The organism is Bacteroides sp. 2_2_4, assembly GCF_000157055.1.
Lineage (GTDB): Bacteria > Bacteroidota > Bacteroidia > Bacteroidales > Bacteroidaceae > Bacteroides > Bacteroides ovatus.
Window position 1 is genome coordinate 90,417 of record NZ_EQ973360.1, and the last position, 18,992, is coordinate 109,408.

11 protein-coding genes and 2 pseudogenes are annotated in these 18,992 nt (G+C 41.2%); 2 read left to right on the top strand and 11 right to left on the bottom strand.

Annotated features, from left to right (window positions below; all coding sequences use genetic code 11):
• Positions 1-89: 89 nt before the first annotated feature.
• From BSCG_RS14255 to BSCG_RS14245, 3 genes are all read right to left on the bottom strand, one after another.
• Entirely contained in the window at positions 90-1,292 is a 1,203-nt protein-coding gene (locus tag BSCG_RS14255) for a FecR family protein (protein ID WP_032849546.1), read from the bottom strand.
• A gap of 113 nt (positions 1,293-1,405) precedes the next feature.
• Positions 1,406-1,978: an RNA polymerase sigma factor gene (locus BSCG_RS14250; protein ID WP_008776026.1), complete on the bottom strand. Its 573-nt coding sequence runs from the start codon at positions 1,976-1,978 to the stop codon at positions 1,406-1,408.
• A 105-nt stretch (positions 1,979-2,083) separates the two neighbouring features.
• The gene (locus BSCG_RS14245) at positions 2,084-3,073 is read right to left on the bottom strand and encodes a glycoside hydrolase family 43 protein (protein WP_008024227.1); all 990 of its coding nucleotides are present in this window, start codon (positions 3,071-3,073) and stop codon (positions 2,084-2,086) included.
• Between the two features lie 412 nt (positions 3,074-3,485).
• Between BSCG_RS14245 and BSCG_RS14240 the strand changes: the two genes are divergently transcribed.
• Together BSCG_RS14240 and BSCG_RS14235 are read left to right on the top strand one after the other, a co-directional pair.
• Positions 3,486-5,300, top strand: a complete 1,815-nt coding sequence (locus BSCG_RS14240; protein WP_008776027.1) for a glycoside hydrolase family 2 protein — start codon at positions 3,486-3,488, stop codon at positions 5,298-5,300.
• Positions 5,301-5,839: 539 nt separating this feature from the next.
• A complete protein-coding gene (locus tag BSCG_RS14235; RefSeq protein WP_008776030.1) occupies positions 5,840-8,401 on the top strand; it encodes a hypothetical protein in 2,562 nt (853 codons plus the stop codon).
• Positions 8,402-8,525: 124 nt separating this feature from the next.
• On the opposite strand, the pseudogene BSCG_RS14230 reads toward BSCG_RS14235, so the two are convergent.
• The 8 genes and pseudogenes from BSCG_RS14230 to BSCG_RS14195 all read right to left on the bottom strand — a co-directional run.
• Positions 8,526-8,762: pseudogene (locus BSCG_RS14230) on the bottom strand (two-component regulator propeller domain-containing protein); the annotation flags it as partial.
• 20 nt (positions 8,763-8,782) lie between these two features.
• Positions 8,783-10,084, bottom strand: coding sequence for a murein hydrolase activator EnvC family protein (locus BSCG_RS14225; protein WP_008776032.1), 1,302 nt, complete (start codon positions 10,082-10,084; stop codon positions 8,783-8,785).
• Positions 10,081-10,659 carry a DUF4292 domain-containing protein gene (locus BSCG_RS14220; protein WP_008776033.1) on the bottom strand — a complete coding sequence of 193 codons (579 nt, stop codon included), beginning with the start codon at positions 10,657-10,659 and terminating at the stop codon, positions 10,081-10,083. The genes BSCG_RS14225 and BSCG_RS14220 overlap by 4 nt, the downstream gene beginning before the upstream one ends.
• The gene (locus BSCG_RS14215) at positions 10,656-12,428 is read right to left on the bottom strand and encodes a tetratricopeptide repeat protein (protein ID WP_008776034.1); all 1,773 of its coding nucleotides are present in this window, start codon (positions 12,426-12,428) and stop codon (positions 10,656-10,658) included. The genes BSCG_RS14220 and BSCG_RS14215 overlap by 4 nt, the downstream gene beginning before the upstream one ends.
• A 24-nt stretch (positions 12,429-12,452) precedes the next feature.
• On the bottom strand, positions 12,453-12,884 hold the full coding sequence (dut, locus tag BSCG_RS14210; protein ID WP_032849526.1) for a dUTP diphosphatase: 432 nt from the start codon (positions 12,882-12,884) through the stop codon (positions 12,453-12,455).
• A 294-nt stretch (positions 12,885-13,178) separates the two neighbouring features.
• Positions 13,179-15,457, bottom strand: a pseudogene (gene bglX, locus BSCG_RS14205) (beta-glucosidase BglX).
• A gap of 45 nt (positions 15,458-15,502) precedes the next feature.
• Positions 15,503-17,071 (bottom strand): hypothetical protein, encoded by a 1,569-nt coding sequence (locus BSCG_RS14200; RefSeq protein ID WP_032845068.1) that lies wholly within the window; start codon positions 17,069-17,071, stop codon positions 15,503-15,505.
• 19 nt (positions 17,072-17,090) lie between these two features.
• Positions 17,091-18,992 carry a sialate O-acetylesterase gene (locus BSCG_RS14195; protein ID WP_083793663.1) on the bottom strand — a complete coding sequence of 634 codons (1,902 nt, stop codon included), beginning with the start codon at positions 18,990-18,992 and terminating at the stop codon, positions 17,091-17,093.

Genomic DNA, 18,992 nt, shown 5'->3' on the forward strand with positions numbered 1-18,992 from the left:
TCTGGATGATAGTTCGTATCATCCACTCTCTTCAATAATTACCATAAAATACGGGAGTTAGATTAGTTTATTATCTTATTTTTTTATATCTATTTCTTTACTACTCGATACGTTTTATATTGTTCATCATAGGCATAAGAAATTGGTGCAACAAAGGTTAATCCATTAATAACTGTTTCAAAGTTGTCTTTCAAATCGATTTTTCCGGAACATTTTATTTTACTTAGCGCTGGGTCAAATTCAACATTCACACCATAATAGGTAGACAGGCGTTGCAAGACTATTCCCAAATCGGCACTTTGGAAACAATATAGTCCATTTATCCACGATATTGCCTGTTCTACATCTACTTGTGATATATTTTCCTTTCCATCGGCAGAACTGAACATCTGATTAGGAGCCAAAATCGCTTTCGGAGTCCGGGCTGTCTCTACCTGAACACATCCTTGCGCCAGCACTACACTTCTAATTGCTTCCGACTCATACGCCGTTACATTAAATTTAGTACCAAGCACCCTGACATTCATATCTTTGGTCCGCACATAGAAAGGGCGGTTTTCATCTCTGGCTACTTCTATGTAGATTTCTCCGTCCACATAGATTTCACGTTTATCTTTTTCAAACTCTACCGGATAAATCACTCTCGTGCCGGCATTCACCCAGACTTTAGATCCATCGGCAAACGTCAATACCGATCGCTTTCCACGCGGAATGACCAATTGATTGTAAGCTGCCGATTTTTCCTTTTGTATACTTTCCTGATTTGTTTTGATTTCTACGGAATCATACGTAATCTCCGTTTCTTTTTCTTTCAGGCTCACTACGTTATCTTCCGCCAAAATCAACAGTGTTTCTTCCGTCAGAGGCAAATCAGCTTTGGTATTCACTGCAAAAGTGGCAATATCCGGATCCAGCACCGAAGAATAACTCTTTAATAAGAAGAAACATCCCACAAGAATAGCAACACTGGCCGCTGAGCTCAATCCTATTAAGAAATAGTTCTTACGTTTCGCCTTCTCCTTATTTATATTGGTTGCCTGTATACGAGTCCATAAATCATCCGTTTCCTCATTTGAAAGTACTTCTTCTTTCTCTTCTGAAAAAACCTCCAAATATCTTTTTGCTGCTATATATTCATCTATATTAGAAGGATTCATCTGTTCAAATTCATCCCAGAACTTCTGTGTTTCTTCCGTAGGATGATTCATGGAAGAAATAAAGAAATCATTCTGAAGGAATTCTTCAAAAGTATATAGGGAAAAATCTGTATGTTTTTGTTCAGAGTTCATCATTTTCATTGTCTTTACGTATGAATAACAGTTGTACTTTCATTTTATACTCACCTTTTCCGAAGTTTTTTCCACTTTTTTTTGATAGGCAGAAAAAATAGGTTGATTATTCTCTCTTATTTTCTCTTAAATAAGTCCCGGATACGTCCCAAAGCCCGTTGAATAGAATTAGAAACAGATTGATTATTCATGTCTGTCACCTTACTTATTTCATCGATACTCATCTCTTTGATATATCGATAATAAATAATTTCACGCTGTCTGTCCGTCAATACAGACATCATAGTATGCACGGTTGCCTGAACTTGTTTTTCCTGTTCATTATTAATATATATAGTTTCCGGAGTGGAGGGGAATTCGTCAACCGTCTCTTCTCTCTCACCTATTTCATCAAACGAAAGAGAATCTGTTGTTTTTTTTAGCGCATTAAAAAGAGTGTTTTTCAACGCTACCGTCAAATAAGCTGCAATATTATCTGTTGGGGCTAACTTTGCACGATTCATGTGGATTTTCACAAACACATCATGTATGCAATCTTTAATTAATTCTTTGTCTGAAGTATATAATAGTCCGAATCGAAACAGATCTTGCACCGTTCGATTATAGATTTGGGTATACGCACTCGAATCTCCCTCGAGAAACCTTTTCCACAAAAGGGAGTCAGAAAGAGTGTGTATATCTGGTTCCATTATAATAAGTATGTTTGATTTACAAGGACAAAAATAAAACAATAAATCAAAAAAAGCCCATCTTTATTAAAATATTAATTACGGATGGGCTGAACTTTTCAGATTTTACTTCAATGGGCTTGCCTTTACTCCCTCGAAAGTCATCTTTATGGGTTTTATTTTTCCATCTTTATCAAAGTACATACGGTCAACGCAGGTCACACGAGCGTTTCCATCCGTTTCACCCAATGGATGGCGATGATAAATGATGTACCATTCATCCTCTCCCGGCCCTTTTACAACTGAATGATGGCCGGCCCCTGTTCCAATATTGGGATCTCTCTGTAATATTTTTGCTTCTCTTTTGAAGGGTCCGAACGGTGAGTCGGCAATGGCATAAGCAACACAATAATCCGGTCCGGTCCAACCGCCTTCCGACCACATAAAATAGTATTTTCCGTTACGTTTCAACATAAAAGGTCCCTCTACATATTTTTCGGGGGTTACTTCCTTATAAAGGGTACCATCTTCAAACGGTACGATACTCAACAAGTCCGGGGCCAGTTTCACCATATTACAATGTCCCCAGCCACCATAATACATATAATACTGTCCGTCATCATCTTTGTAAACAAACTGATCGATCGGTTGCGCACCATTTACAAATTTATCAATTAGAGGTTTGCCTAATGCATCTTTAAATGGTCCGGCAGGATTGTCGGCTACAGCTACACCAATACCGCCCAGTTCATTATTGCTTTGGATATCATTCGCACCGAAGAATATATAATATTTATCATTCGCATGAATCACGGCAGGTGCCCACAAAGCACGTTTAAACCAACTAATATTCTCTTTTGATAACACTTTCGGGTGCTTTGTCCAGTTCACCAGGTCTTTAGACGAGAAGGCATCCATGAAAGTCTGTTCGTCATAAGGCGCCGAATACGTAGGATAAATCCAGTATTCATCTCCAAATACAACTCCTTCCGGATCAGCATACCATCCCGGGAATACAGGATTGCCACTCGTCTTCGGTTGTTGATTGGCTTTTTGTCCAAATACAGACTGGGAACAGCAAATAATACTAAGAAGGATAAGGTGCTTCAGTTTCATACAATATCAATTTTAAAGTTCGTGCTGCAAAGATGAGAAAAAACAACTAGAAATTCAATACATACAAACCAATTAAGGATAAATACTAACCAATCTGCAAAAAAGATGGTTTATCAAAATTTCACATTTCCTTTAAAACGTCTTATTGGCAGAAACTTTTCATAAAAAGAAAATCTCTTTTATCATCAACCATTCTACTAATTTATATATCATATAATTCCAATGATATTTTACCTAACAAAGGGACAATGGTGACTATTCCTTTAGCTATTTCTTCTATCCGTGTATATAATGAAGAGAATTTGCTATTTATTGAGCAGAAAATATTCTTCTTTTTTTCTATTTTTTCCGTTCTTTGTAACATTCCTCACAAAGGAATAAAATCATTAATCTAACACAAGAAACATTTATCATGAAAAAGAATTTTCTAACAATACTGTTTGTATTGGCTCTATGCAGTTCGACTTTTGCTCAATGGAAACCTGCCGGTGACAAAATCAAGACATCGTGGGGAGAACAGCTTGATCCTAAAAACGTATTACCGGAATATCCGCGTCCTATCATGGAACGCAGTGACTGGAAAAACCTGAACGGGCTTTGGAAATATGCAATCACTCCCAAAGGTACTCCTGCACCTGCCACTTACCAGGGTGATATTCTTGTTCCTTTTGCCGTAGAATCGTCTTTATCAGGCGTAGGCAAAATGATAAACGAGAAAGAAGAACTGTGGTACCAACGTACTTTCGACGTTCCTTCTGCCTGGCGTGGTAAACAAATCCTGTTGCATTTCGGAGCAGTAGACTGGAAAGCAGAAGTTTGGGTGAATGATGTAAAAGTAGGCGAACACACAGGCGGATTTACTCCTTTCTATTTCGATATTACTTCTGTACTTAATAAAGGAAATAATGACCTGGTGGTAAAAGTATGGGACCCTTCAGATCGTGGCGAACAACCCAGAGGAAAACAAATAGCAAATCCTCATGGCATTTGGTACACTCCGGTTACAGGTATCTGGCAAACAGTGTGGTTGGAACCGGTTGCAACACAATACATCACCAATCTGAAAACTACTCCTGATATTGACAATAATTCTGTTAAGGTAGAAGTTGCTGCCAATACGACTTCCGCAGATAAAGTGGAAGTAAAAGTATTCGATGGCAAGAACCTTGTAGCCAAAGGTGCAGCGTTGAACGGAGTACCCGTTGAACTGGCAATGCCTGCCAATGCCAAACTGTGGTCTCCGGACTCTCCTTTCCTCTACAATATGGAAGTGACTCTGTATAAAGACGGGAAAGCAATAGACCAGGTAAAGAGTTATACGGCTATGCGTAAATATTCTATCCGCAAAGGTCAGAATGGCATCACTCGCCTGCAATTGAACAACAAAGACTATTTCCAGTTCGGTCCGCTCGACCAGGGATGGTGGCCTGACGGTTTGTATACTGCACCGACAGATGAAGCATTGGTTTATGACTTGAAGAAGACGAAAGACTTCGGCTACAACATGGTACGTAAGCACGTCAAAGTAGAACCTGCACGCTGGTACACTCATTGCGACCAATTAGGATTGATCGTATGGCAAGATATGCCGAACGGTGGTCCTAGCCCACAGTGGCAAGCACGCAATTATTTCAACGGTACGGAAGTGATTCGTTCTGCTGCTTCCGAAGCTAACTACCGCAAAGAGTGGAAAGAAATCATCGACTGTCTGTATTCTTATCCGAGTATCGCCGTATGGGTTCCTTTCAATGAAGCATGGGGACAATTCAAGACTCCGGAAATCGTAGCATGGACTAAAGAATACGATCCTAGCCGCCTGGTGAATCCTGCCAGCGGTGGTAATCACTATACTTGTGGCGATATTCTCGACCTTCACCACTATCCGGACCCGAACATGTTCCTTTACGATCCGAGACGCGCTACCGTATTGGGTGAATATGGAGGTATCGGCTTGGTAGTAGAAGGAAACACTTGGGTGAATGACAAGAAAAACTGGGGTTATGTGAAGTTCAATACATCGGATGAAGTAACGAACGAATACATTAAATATGGCAAACATCTGTTGGAATTGATCCGGAAAGGATTCTCTGCTGCCGTATATACCCAGACAACAGACGTAGAAGGTGAGATCAACGGTCTGATGACTTATGACCGTAAAGTTATCAAGATGAATGAAGCTAAAGTCAGAGAAATCAACCAACAGATCTGTAACTCTCTGAATAAATAATAAATAGAATAATACTCTTTTCCTTGTTGAACTAAAAACAGCACCTCTGAAAGTCTATTCAGGGTGCTGTTTTCTTATATCTTATTTCCTCTTCTGACAGGTTTATTTTTCTTGCATAAAGATCTCTACTTAATTCCAGTTATTCTTCGTATCATTCGATACTTTTTCACTGGAAGTAGAACGTCCTTGTTCCACATATTGCTTCATAGTCCGCTTCATCTCTTTCACCTCATTTTCGTAACGCTTATCACCAATAATGTTTTCTTTTTCTAACCAAAGGGACAGTTATTAAGTAATTCTTCTTTTCCATAGTATTATCAATTATCTGGAAAAACAAAATTGAGAAGTTTGTGGAAAAAGAAGGAAAATGATAACCAATAAAGAACAAAATAAGGTATATATGATACTAAACAGACATATAACGTTTTTGTGAACTTTTGTTTTACTGTGAATAGTTTTTTTCGTTTATTGAACAATTCGTTTTCTATTTTTAGGCCAATATATTCTAACTTTGTATTTTAGTTAAAAAAACTACTGAGATGAAAAACCAACGAATTACTTTTCTTCTTTCTTTTTGCTTATCATTAGCAATAGCATGGGGAGAAACACCTCCTGCTAAAACTGTATTTGCGCAATACATGAACCAAGCCCAGACATTTGCCAACAACTTTCCACGGGAAAAAGCGTATTTACATTTTGACAACACGAGTTATTATGTCGGAGATACGATCTGGTTTAAGGCTTATGTCACTCTTGCCGAACAACAGATTTTCAGTCAGATCAGCCGTCCTCTGTATGTAGAACTGGTGGATCAGACAGGACATATAGCAGATAAACAAATCATCAAACTGACGCAGGGAGAAGGAAACGGACAATTCGTTCTTCCCCGTTCCATGTTATCCGGCTATTATGAGGTACGTGCCTATACCCGCTGGATGCTAGCTTTCAACGAACCGCAGTATTTCTCACGTACTTTCCCTATTTATCAACTTGCGAATAGTGATAAGCTGGAACGTAGTATCACAACTTACGAACTTAGTCCGTCGATGGAAAACCGTCCGTCAAAAACAAAGGAGAAGTTGAGTGTGCGCTTTTTTCCTGAAGGAGGGCAATTAGTGGAAGGAGTGACTTCGCAAGTGGCTTTCAAGGCGGAGAGTAAAGATGAAGGGAATATAAAATTGTCGGGAACGATTTATACCAAAGAAGGAGCAGAAATCACTTCTTTCGAGACTTTACACGATGGAATGGGGCATTTTGAATATACGCCTTCTGCACAACCGGCTGTTGCCAAAGTCGATTTTCAAGGAAAGAAATATGAATTTACCCTTCCACAGGCGTTGCCTAACGGGTATGTGTTGAGTACTGTCAACAATGCCGGTGCCCTTTTGGTGAAAGTATCCTGCAATGCCGCTACTCCTCAAGATACATTGGCTGTATTTATCAGTCATCAGGGGCGGCCGTATGTTCATCAATTGATTAGTTGCCGGGCGGACGCACCACAGGAGTTCATTCTGCCTACCCGCAAACTACCGGCAGGCGTACTGCAAGTCAGCCTCATTAACCGGGCTGGTAATACGTTATGCGAGCGTTTTGTCTTTTCCAATCCACGTGCTCCTCTACAACTATCTGCAGAGGGCCTGAAAGAGGTGTATACTCCCTACGCTCCTATTCGTTGTGAGTTACAGGTAAAGAATGCCAAAGGAGAACCGATATCGGGAGATGTATCAGTCAGCATCCGGGATGCCGTCCGGTCAGATTATCTGGAGTATGACAATAACATCTTCACTGATTTGCTGTTAACATCTGATTTAAAAGGATATATCCATCAGCCCGGTTATTATTTTGCATCGCCGTCTCCCCGGAAGCAAACGGAACTGGATATATTATTAATGGTGCATGGATGGCGTAAATATGACATGAGCCAAGCCATTTCTACTGCTCCTTTCACTCCGTTGCAGTTACCGGAAGCTCAATTAGTGTTGAACGGACAGGTTAAATCAACGATCCTCAAAAATAAACTGAAAGATATAGCGCTTAGTGTGATAGTGAAGAAAGATGACCAATTTATCACTGGAGGAACCGTGACCGATGAAAACGGTCGTTTCACCATTCCGGTGGAAGATTTTGAAGGAACGACAGAAGCGGTGATCCAAACCCGGAAAGTCGGTAAAGAACGCAACAAGGATGCATCCATCCTGATCGACCGTAATTTCTCACCTGCTCCCCGGGCCTATGGTTACAAGGAGCTTCATCCTGAATGGAAGGACTTGACCCACTGGCAACAAAAAGCCGAGAATTTTGATTCTCTATACATGGATTCTATCCGGAAAGTAGAAGGACTTTATGTATTAGATGAAGTGGAAATCAAAAGCAAACGCCGGCAAGAAAGTAATATGGCTACTAAAATCAATGAGAAAAGCATCGACGCTTATTACGATGTACGCCGCTCGGTAGATTTATTACGTGACAATGGGAAGATTGTCACAACTATTCCGGAATTAATGGAAAAGTTGAGTCCGCAATTCGATTGGGATCGTAGCAATGACAAGCTTACTTATCGGCAGAAACCGATCTGCTATATCATGGATAACCACATTTTATCCGAGACAGAGACTCAAATGATGTTGACCGAAGTGGATGGATTGGCTTCTATCATCATCAGCAAAGGAACAGGAGGCATTGATGACGAGATTATCCAAAACACCAAAATGTCCGAAGTTACGGATAGTACAGGAGTGGATATCAGCAAACTGGATAAATACAGTGTTTTCTATCTGATTCCCCTACCCAGACGTGATGTATTGAACAAAAGTCAGACTGCCGTACTTGGTACCCGGCAAACGGTCATTCAGGGATATACTCATGCACTGGAATATTATTCACCTGCCTACCCGACCAAAGAATTGTATATGGACAAAGTGGATAAAAGACGGACGCTCTACTGGAATCCGTCTGTACGGACAGATGAAAATGGAAAAGTTGTGATTGAATGTTACAATAACCAATATTCCACTCCGGTGATTATTCAGGCGGAAACGATGAGTAAGGATGGGCAAATAGGAAGTATGAAGTATTCTACAATCGGGCAAGCGGAGCAATAGTTCTTGTTGTAGGATAAATAACCCAATATTCAAATATTATTAATGGGGATGAAGTTATTCCTGATCCGGAATCCTTCATCCCCATTATTCATTTAATTTTCTATTAATTCCATTTTAAACGGAATGACAGTTTATCGTTGAGAACATTTCGGTACACTTTATTGCCCCGCCTGTCATAACGGTTCAATCCGTCACTGGTGCCCAACCAGATAAAACCATAACTATCTTGAAGGGCGCACCACACGGTATTATGAGACAATCCATCTTCTACCTGATATTTCTTGAACGAAAAATAAGGAGACGCGGATAGTGTTCCGATCCAGAAGATCAGCAAGCATATTAGTATTTTAGTTAACTTCATTCTACGTGTTTTTTATTCAATTATCGGTTCAGCCAAGGTTCAGGATTCAACTTTTCTTTCTCCCTACGCAACTGGAAGTGCAATACCGTCCGTCCATTATCCGTGCCGTCAGAAAAGACCTGACCGATAGATTGCTTCGTCTTCACCGTATCACCGGCTTTGACAGAGGCAGAAGAAAGATTGCAATAAACAGAAATATAATTGCCATGACGAATGAGGACATTAAATAATCCGTTCAATTGGAACACAGCCGCCACCTTCCCATCAAAAATGGCACGCGCCTGTGCACCCGGTTTTCCCTGAATATCAATACCCTTGTTATCCAGTTTCACGTTGCGCAACCCCTCTACGGCATATTGTCCGTAACGGCTGGTGATAATATAAGCGCCGGATATAGGCATTGGCAATTTCCCGCGATTCGCGGCAAAGTTACCCGATAATTCCCGATCCGCCTTACTCATGGTATAAGCTTCAAGAGGTTTCGATTTGGCGGCCGTTTCCGTTGCAGTAGATTTTCCCTCCTTGTTTTCCTCTTTCTTACGGGCAGCCGCTTCACGACGAGCTTCTTCCTGCGCACGCTTACGGGCACGCTCTATTTCTTCCGCAATTAATTTATCGATGCGGGCATTCAGCTGATTGGCTTCCCTGCGTTTTTTATTTATCTCATTCTGCAATCCTTTCTGCTTCTTTTGCAAATTAGCCACCAACGTGCGTTTCTCTTTTTCCTGCTCTTCCAACTTCACCTTTTCGCTCTCACGTTCTTGTAGCAGGTTCTCTTTGGCAATTTTCACCTGTTGAAGTTCCGCTTTCTTCTTGCGTATCTGATCCTGTTTCTTTAGGATTTCTTCCCCTTGCAGACGTTGATAAGTGGCATATTCACGAACGTATCGCATACGCCGATAAGTCTGCCCCAGATTCTTTGCCGAAAAAATAAACATGAGCTTCTCCTCTATCGACTTATTCTTATACAAGTACTGGACAGAAGCTTCATATTTCTTCTTTTTATCTTTCAAATCCTTCTCCAACCCGTGCAACTGGCGCTCCAATGAAGCCAACTCACGCTGGATAGCCTCCACATCATTGTTGATAGCCATGATATAGCGTTTCCGCTCTTCAATCTGTCCGGTTAACACAGCCAGACTATTCAACTGGCTTCCCACATCTTTCTTTGTATCCTTCAATATAGATTCCGATTCGGCAATCTGCTTTTGGAGCGCACCGCGTTTACTTTCCAGCTCACGAATCAACTTGTTCGATTGAGCGAAAAGAGGAACTGCCAACCAAAGGCAACTGATTAGAATAACAAAGAAACGTTTCATCATAATAAAGCTACCAGCATTTTTACTAATTCTTCCAAGGGAATCTGGTTGTATTTGGACGTCAGTTCCGTCGGAGTCATTGAAAACTCTTGTGTGGAAAACTCATAAAGTTGGACTTTAGCCTTTTCTAATGAAGGAATTCCTATATCTTTTCCTGTCAGTTCTGTCTTTCCACCAGGAAGAGAGGCATCCATCAATATCTTTTCCAAACGGGAAAACTCCACATTCTTCGACAATACATTTTTCAATTCAGCTTTAGTGGCACGAACAAAGCGTTTATTCATCCTGTCTACCAACAAAACTTCATCGGGAGTAACTTCTATACGCGCCACTTCCGTACGCAGAATAGGCATCAATAAGGAGATTTGTACCCGCTCATGAGTTTTCATCTTCATGGTTCCCCCTACAGACATGCTTCCCTTCTTGCCGGGAATAGTCAACTGAAGCTTGGAAGCCAGGTAACTGGATGTCGGAGCCTTTGTTGAAGTCTTAGTTTCCGAAGTTGCCAAGTGTTTCGAACTCTTACAACCGGCCAATACCACTACCACCAACAACAGTAGATAAACGATTCTTTTCATTCCGCAATATATTTCTTCTTCTCTATTTTCTGTTTCAACGTTTTCGACTCGCTACCCATTTCCAGTGCCTTCTTCCAATATTTCAACGCACTTTCCACATCGCCGGTCATAAAATAAATATCTCCGCAATGCTCCACAATCACATCGCTCTTCTCGCCGTCGTTCTTCATTGCATTATCAATATAGATACGGGCTTCGGCATAGTTTCCCTTTTCAAAAAGAATCCATGCATAAGTATCGAGATAGGTAGAATTATTAGGTTCGGCTTTCACCGTTTTATAACTCATCTCCTCCGCCTTGTCCAAATCACGACGTTCCACAGACAGATAATAAGCATAATTGTTCAATGCACCAATATTGGAAGGATTGTACACCAAAGACGAATCGTAAGCAGCGTATGCCTCCGCCATCTGTTTCTTGGTATGATAAATGTCTCCCATAATTGAATAGAAATCCGAAATGACTTCTTTTCTGGTATCGGCAGTTACATGTTCCAATGCCCTGCTGCAAACACTCAATACACTATCCGTCTGTTCTGCCTGATGATAAGCAATAGCCAGATAATAATAAAGTTCCAACGCATCGGGAGTGGCTTCAATACCCGGTTCACAGACTTTGATAATTTGCTTGTAGTCTTCCTTCTTCACCGCCGCACTAACCAGCATCAATCGGGCAGCCTTATTGGTAGGGTCCAGATCAACCACCTGCTCCAATACCGGCACAGCCTCTTGTTCCATATTCTTCGACAACAAGTATTGAGAATAAAGCATCGGAATCTGCGGATCATCTATATCCTGCTTCATCATCCGGTCGAACAAGGCAATCACTTGAGTACTATCTTTGGCAGACGACTGTTCGTTTTCCACAATCACCTGTCTCATAACACTGATTTTGGTATCCGAAGTCACCTTCTTATTCAGCAATAAAGTATCCAACTGCTGTTGATACAACTCTTTCTGTCCGGTCTGTTCATAATAAGAAGCCATTGAAAAAAGAGCCATCGGATTGTCAGGCTCTACCGCCAGGACCTTCTGATATGCATCGTATGCTTCCTGCTTTTTTCCATTCTGAAGATACACATCTCCCAATATCACCTGATAACGCATATCCATCGGATATTCCTGTACCAGACTTTCTATTTCCTGAAATGCCTTCTTATCATCTTTCATCTGAAGATAAATACGGAATTTCTCCATAGAAAGCTGCTCATTCTTACCCAAGCGTTTCTCTAAGCGGTTCAATGTAGAAATGACATCATTATATTTCTCCTGACGACTGTAAATATCAAGAAGACTGAACAAAGGCTCCTGCTTTGACGGGAAACGGGTTACCATTTTCTCAAGCAACGTTACAGCCTTATCCAACTCGTTCTGTTGCTGATACAGGCTAACCAGCCCCTGGCTATACCAGAAATTATCAGGAGCAAAAGCCACCGCCTGCTCCAAAGCCGCCTGACCTTGCGGCACCTGGCGGAGGAACATATAATACTGCGATATTTCATAAAGCGCCGAAGAAGCGTTCGGATTGATATCCAGACAATGCTGTAACAAACCAAATGCCGCATCATACTCATTCTTTTCTTTCATCCGCATGGCTTCCAAAAAGAAGTAGTCATATTTACGCTGTTGTTCAGCAGGAAGCAATGATTCTTTTACCGAAAAGGATGCATCTGCCTTCACTGCTGTTTTTGCTGTACGCATAGAACGAGTTCCCCCACACGAAGTGAGTACTAACACCGTCACGAACAGCCATCCTATTTTTATCTTCATTCTATTTTTTCGATTAAGCATTCATCATACTCCGGTATGTCCGAAGCCACCGGCTCCGCGTTCCGTTTCATCCAGCACCTCCACTTCCTGCCATACAGGCTGTTCGTGCTTTGCTATCACCATCTGCGCGATACGTTCGCCATCTTCAATAACAAAAGCCTGGGACGAGAGATTGACTAAAATGACACAAACTTCTCCACGATAATCCGCATCAATCGTACCCGGAGAATTAAGTACTGTGATACCTTTCTTTATCGCCAGCCCGCTACGCGGACGAACTTGCGCCTCAAATCCCTTCGGCAGAGCGATATACAATCCTGTCGGCACCAGACAACGTTGCAACGGTTCCAATGTGATAGGTTCAGAAAGATTAGCACGGATATCCATTCCTGCGGACAATTCGGTGGCATAAGCCGGAAGCGGATGCTTCGATTTATTGATAACTTGAATATTCATAAATGCATGTTTACTATTTAACGGGCGAAAATACACATTTTGAACTGAAAAATAGTTAAGTTTGCAGTTAAATAATGTACCTGCAACCAAATTGCGAATGGTAAACAACTAAATCCTAAATAAAAAGATAAGTCAAGCATCTTTAAGTTCAAATGATAAACGGAACTTCCAATCACAACGTTGCCGCCTTTAGCTACAACCGAAAGTTTCTGTTTTGTAGTCCAAAGCGGCAACCATAATTTAGTTATAATCAAAAGAATATTTACATCTTAGAAAAAGAAAGTTTATATACGATCAATCTGCCCTAAAACGTTCAGTCTGCACATCACGAGAGTTTGCTCCTACCATGACATCAAATTCTCCCGGTTCATAAACGTATTGTAATCCTGAATTATAAAATCTCAAATCGTCTTCCGTGATAACAAACTTAACTTCACGACTCTCTCCTTTTTTCAAGAAGATACGCTCAAAGCCTTTCAGCTCTTTCACTGGACGAGATATTTCAGCGTAAATATCATGCAGATACATTTGTACGATCTCATATCCGTCAAAATCTCCGTCATTGGTTACAGTCACAGACACTGTCAACTCCCCATTTCTGGACAGTACATCCGAACTAAGTTGCAAATTCCCATAAGAGAAATTTGTATAACTCAAACCGTACCCAAAAGGATAAAGAGGTTCGTTACTCATATCCAGATAGTTACTGGAGTAACGGTTAAAAGAATGACTGTCAGGATCGGGACGACCTGTATTCAAATGATTATAGTACAGAGGAAGCTGTCCCACTGAACGGGGAAAAGTCGTAGTCAGCTTGCCGCCCGGAGTCACTTTACCGAACAATACATCAGCAATAGCATCGCCTGTTTCACTTCCACCGAACCAGACATTCAAGATAGAATGAACATTGGCATCCTCCCAGTTCAGAACTAACGGACGCCCTGTAAAAAGAAGCAACACTACGGGCTTACCCGTCTTCACCAGCGCCTTCAACAAATCCTGTTGAGCATCAGGAATCCCTAGTTCCGTACGTGAAGCCGATTCACCACTCATTTCAGCACATTCTCCCAAAGCCGCAACAATCACATCTGCACGGGCAGCCGTATGCAAAGCTTCATCCAACAATTGCAGTTCATTGCCGCGTTCTAACGGACGGATACCAGCTCCTCCTTTTTCAAGTTCCGCATCATGATATATATTGCTACCTCTCGCATACAGTATTTCAGCCTTATCACCTGCTGCCGAACGAATTCCCTCCAATAATGTCCCGTGACGGGAAGGAGTACACGTCATACTCCACATCCCACACATATTATTACGGGCATCAGCCATAGGACCAATTAAAGCAATCTTACCTTTCCGTTCGAGCGGAAGCAGATGATCCTCATTCTTCAACAGAACAAATGTTTCAGCTGCGATTTCACGCGCCACCGCGCGATGAGCAGTCGTATAAAGTTCTTTTTCCACACGCAGGGTATCACAGTATTTATACGGGGCAGAGAACAAGCCCAATTTATATTTTGCTTCCAATACACGGCGACAAGCGGCATTAATCTGTTCTTCCGTAACTTTCCCTTCTTTCAGAGATTCTTCCAATGTATTCAGAAAACCGCAAGAAACCATATCCATATCCGTACCCGCCTGTAAAGCACGTACAGAAGCCTCTTTCAAAGGAGCAACCCCATGTGAGGACATTTCAGCGATAGAATTATAATCCGTCACTAACAACCCACAAAAGCCCCATTCATTCCGGAGCAAATCGGTCAGTAACCATTTATTAGCCGTAGCCGGAATGCCGTCCACCAAATTGAAAGAACTCATCACACTACCCACACCTGCCTCAACAGCTGCCTTGTATGGGGCAAGATATTCATTATACATACGTTGGCGACTCATATCAACCACATTATAGTCCTTCCCTGATTCGGATGCGCCATATAATGCAAAGTGTTTTACACAGGAAAGAATTTCGTTTTTCCCTGCATATTATTTCCCTGATAACCGCGTACATAGGCTTTTGCTAACAGAGAACCCAAATAAGGGTCTTCACCACTACCTTCTGCAATACGCCCCCAACGACTGTCGCGACAAATGTCAACCATCGGGCTGAATGTCCAGCAAATACCATCCGCACTGGCTTCTACAGCAGAAATGCGTGCCATACGTTCAACAGCTAGTGTGTCCCAGCTACAAGAAAGCGCTAAAGGAATCGGGAAAATGGTTTCATAACCGTGAATAACATCAGCTCCTACCAGCAAAGGAATTCCCAAACGGGTAGAATCAATGGCTATACGCTGCAAATCAACAATCTTTCTTATTCCTTTCACATTAAAAAAACCTCCAATCTCCTGGTTACGAACCATTTTCGTAAGTTCGGCACTATTTACATTACCAGTAACCAAATCACCCCCGGAAGGAAGATTCAATTGGCCCAACTTCTCGTGCAGTGTCATCTTTCCCATCAGATTGGCAATATATCGATCCATCTCTTTATCTCCTTCTTCAGCCGACAATGAACAGGAAGACAATAACAACCCATATAGAACGCCTAATAACAAGTATTGATATTTCATGTTTATTACTTATTATATAATCACTTCATTATTTAGATACTTACATTAATGAGATAAAATCTTAATATCCGAATCACTTAACCCATAATCAACAAGTGTATATTTTTTGCCTTTATACGGAGTCGGCATAAACCGCCCGGAACCTAATGTATCGTAAATGATCGGATTGAAAGAAGCATTCCTTTTTGCCCTGAACAGCAACACACAGAACTGACCGGAAACAGCATATCCAAATTCAATATCCTCTACTCCCTCTCCCAGCACTTCATAACCTTGCAAGAGAGGTTCAACACCTTTAAACATAAAATTAAGTTTTACAGTCAAATTATCGGCTAAATCTATCTCAAGGGTATTCCGCATTGGAGAAGAAATGACAGCCCCTAATACATTCCAATTCATATCATAATTAGCTAAAGTTGTCCATATTATCCCGTCAGAACTTACCCCTCTAAGCTTCTGCATCAAAGTCGTTTCGTAAGGATACAAACGCTGTGAATTAGCAACTACACAATTCAGGAAAGAAAACTTATCCGCAATATCCCATCCCACCAAATCAACAGGACAATCTAGAATCTTAAAATTATCATTTAATACAGTAAAAGTAGAATTGGATAACTTCACTTTCAAATTGGGGTTATTCCCTTCTGCCTGAATAAAGCTGGTTCCAAAATTATTCAAATATGAAAAAGAAATCTGTTGGTCCAGCATCAAATCCGGACTATAACCCTCATTCACGACGATTCCTCTATCAATCGTATCATAATAGACTTGATTGAAAACAAAAAATCCGCCACTAGCTATACGTATTCCGACTGTTGAACGGTAATTCTTACCATCCTCAAGATGGGTCCCTCCGGTAGTATCCCAAGAAAGAATATGTACATTGTTCAATATATGACCGGCAGATTTCGTAACTAAAGCTTCTTTTGTACAATAAATAAAAGTGTCGGATATCTTACAATCACAACAAGATTCATCTATATAGATACCGTATACATTATCATTCGAAGAGATGCCTTGAATTGTTACATTATCTATCTTTGTATCCGAGCTACCCGTTCCACCAGTTCCAATACCTTCAGGAACGTGTATGCGGATATGTGTATTACGTCCTCGCACCAGACTCATCGTACGTATCTGCACCAACTGCTTCCTTCCGTTTACTAGAATTCCATTATCTGCATTATAACAGTCTAGTATTCCTCCTTCGATATAAGAGAATCGCCGGTGTGAAACATCGGTAAAATAGGTTTCTGAATAACCTACTTTAATCAATGCTTCCAAATGGACATCACTTTTAACCGTTGCATTCTTATCAAAAATAAGGTTTACATTTTTGGTATATTCCAATGGCAGAACGATAGGCTCCGTCAAGTTATAAGTTCCGGCAGGAAAATAAAGCGTTTTCCCATAAGACTGACCGACCAAATTATTAAGTTGAGAACCAATCAGTGTTCCATCATTCTTAATATCATAATCAATGACTGATACAATATCTTCATTATGCCCTTCCTTGACTTCAACAACAGCCTCCGGTAATGAATCATCATCGTTACATCCCCAGATTGGCATAAAAGATAATAAGCCTAAAAATAAAAAGTTAAGTTTCTTCATTTTTCTTGTTTTTTTTAAGTTAACGTAAAGTTTGAAATGAAGAGGCCGGTAATCCTGCACCGTTAATTAAGTTACATGTAGGATTATCTCCCCATCCATAGCGAACAGCCAAAGGATGTTTTACCATTTCCGATGATACAATGATTTCATTTCCACAGATTTCAGCTTCCGCCCAATGATATTTTCCGTCTATCCCTGCTATGGCAAACCCTGTCATTTTTTTTCCATCAGACGTTTTTAATCCTCCGTCTGCACACTCAAAAGAGAGAATAACCCTGTCTCCTTTCACACGGTAAGTCTGATAAACCGGACCACTACAAACAATCCGCTCACCATAGGTATCGGCACGTGCTAATAAGGCAAGTCTACGCCCTACTTCCTGTTTGTTTTTGGGATGAATATCATTCATATCGCCGATGTCTATGGTAACGGCCATACCCACATTGTCATAATACAAAGCTGTCTGGCGCTGCGCTTCTCGTAATTCAGCCCACTGTGAGTCTCCCGGTTCATCTGCTCTCTCTAAATAATTAGCCAATTGCACAAGGTAGAAAGGAAAATCATTCCCCCATTCCTCACGCCAGCTCTGAATAAGTAATGGAAGCAATATCCTATATTGTGTAGCACGCCCTACATTATTCTCTCCCTGATACCAAATAACCCCACGAAATTTGTAAGGTGCCAATGGATGAATCATCCCATTATAAAGCACAGTTTGCACATTCGGATTCATCTCAAACACTGGGTCAATATGAGATTGAGCGGCAACTTTACACTTCCATTCACCAGATATAAGAATCCAGTCTCCGACATCTTTGCTTAACTTCATTTCACCTCCGATGCCACACCCTCCTCCAGTATCCACGATACGAACAGTAATTACAGCTTTGCCCGCTTTTACTAAATTACCCGGTATTTCATAAGTACGGGAACGAGTATATCCTTTCGTGCTCCCTATCTCGATTCCGTTAAAATAAGTAATATCCTCGTCATCCACATACCCCATGTGTAAACTCAACGTTTTTCCCTCCCATTGTTCTGGAATATCCACCGTCTTTCGCCCCCAAACAATACCATCAAAATCAGGAAAAGTCTTTTCGATATTTCCGGGGAAAGAATGAGATATCCATCCTTCATCATTATAAGAAAGAGTATTCCAAAAAGGCTTTCCATTTCTCATTCCTTTATCTAACGACAAAATCTTTGCCTGCCTTTGTTCTTCCTCCGCCTGTAAATCACAATCCTTGTTTCCCAACCTTCGGATAAGCTTCAATTGCTCAACAAAATCGGGAACTTCGCCCAATGCTTGAGCACTTATCCACGACTCTATATTAGTACCGCCCCAATGGGCACAGATAAGTCCTACCGGTACCTGCTGCGTGCGTGCTATTTCCCTACCGAAAAAATAGGCTGTTGCTGAAAACTCCCGGATAGTAACCGATGAACACACTTGCCATCCTCCTCCGACAGCAGTAAACTCCTGCGACGGACTTAGACTAATAGTATTACTCACAGTCATCAAGCGTATATCCGGGTAATTGGCCTGTGCCACCTCTTGTTGATAGTTTTTCACTTTGCCCCATCCTTCTACTGGCATTTGCATATTCGACTGACCGGAACAAAGCCATACTTCACCAATCATTACATTCTCCAATCTTACTTTTTCTCCATCCGTTATTTCTAAATGATAAGGTCCCCCGGCTTTTGGAGTTTTGATGTTTACTTTCCAATTACCCGTCCTGTCAGCTATATTCTCATATTTCTCCCCACTCCATGAAGGAATCACTATAACTCGCATTTCTGGAGATGCTTTTCCCCAAACAGGTACTTCAGCCTCTTGCTGAAGTACCATATTATCGGAAAATAAAGGAGATAACTTAACTTTGGCACAAGCGGTCAGTGACGCAAATAATCCCGACAT

Coding starts and splice junctions, on each gene's coding strand:
- BSCG_RS14255 (WP_032849546.1), bottom strand. CDS start 1,292: ATGATGAACTCTGAACAAAAACATACAGATTTTTCCCTATATACTTTT.
- BSCG_RS14250 (WP_008776026.1), bottom strand. CDS start 1,978: ATGGAACCAGATATACACACTCTTTCTGACTCCCTTTTGTGGAAAAGG.
- BSCG_RS14245 (WP_008024227.1), bottom strand. CDS start 3,073: ATGAAACTGAAGCACCTTATCCTTCTTAGTATTATTTGCTGTTCCCAG.
- BSCG_RS14240 (WP_008776027.1), top strand. CDS start 3,486: ATGAAAAAGAATTTTCTAACAATACTGTTTGTATTGGCTCTATGCAGT.
- BSCG_RS14235 (WP_008776030.1), top strand. CDS start 5,840: ATGAAAAACCAACGAATTACTTTTCTTCTTTCTTTTTGCTTATCATTA.
- BSCG_RS14225 (WP_008776032.1), bottom strand. CDS start 10,084: ATGATGAAACGTTTCTTTGTTATTCTAATCAGTTGCCTTTGGTTGGCA.
- BSCG_RS14220 (WP_008776033.1), bottom strand. CDS start 10,659: ATGAAAAGAATCGTTTATCTACTGTTGTTGGTGGTAGTGGTATTGGCC.
- BSCG_RS14215 (WP_008776034.1), bottom strand. CDS start 12,428: ATGAAGATAAAAATAGGATGGCTGTTCGTGACGGTGTTAGTACTCACT.
- dut (WP_032849526.1), bottom strand. CDS start 12,884: ATGAATATTCAAGTTATCAATAAATCGAAGCATCCGCTTCCGGCTTAT.
- BSCG_RS14200 (WP_032845068.1), bottom strand. CDS start 17,071: ATGAAGAAACTTAACTTTTTATTTTTAGGCTTATTATCTTTTATGCCA.
- BSCG_RS14195 (WP_083793663.1), bottom strand. CDS start 18,992: ATGTCGGGATTATTTGCGTCACTGACCGCTTGTGCCAAAGTTAAGTTA.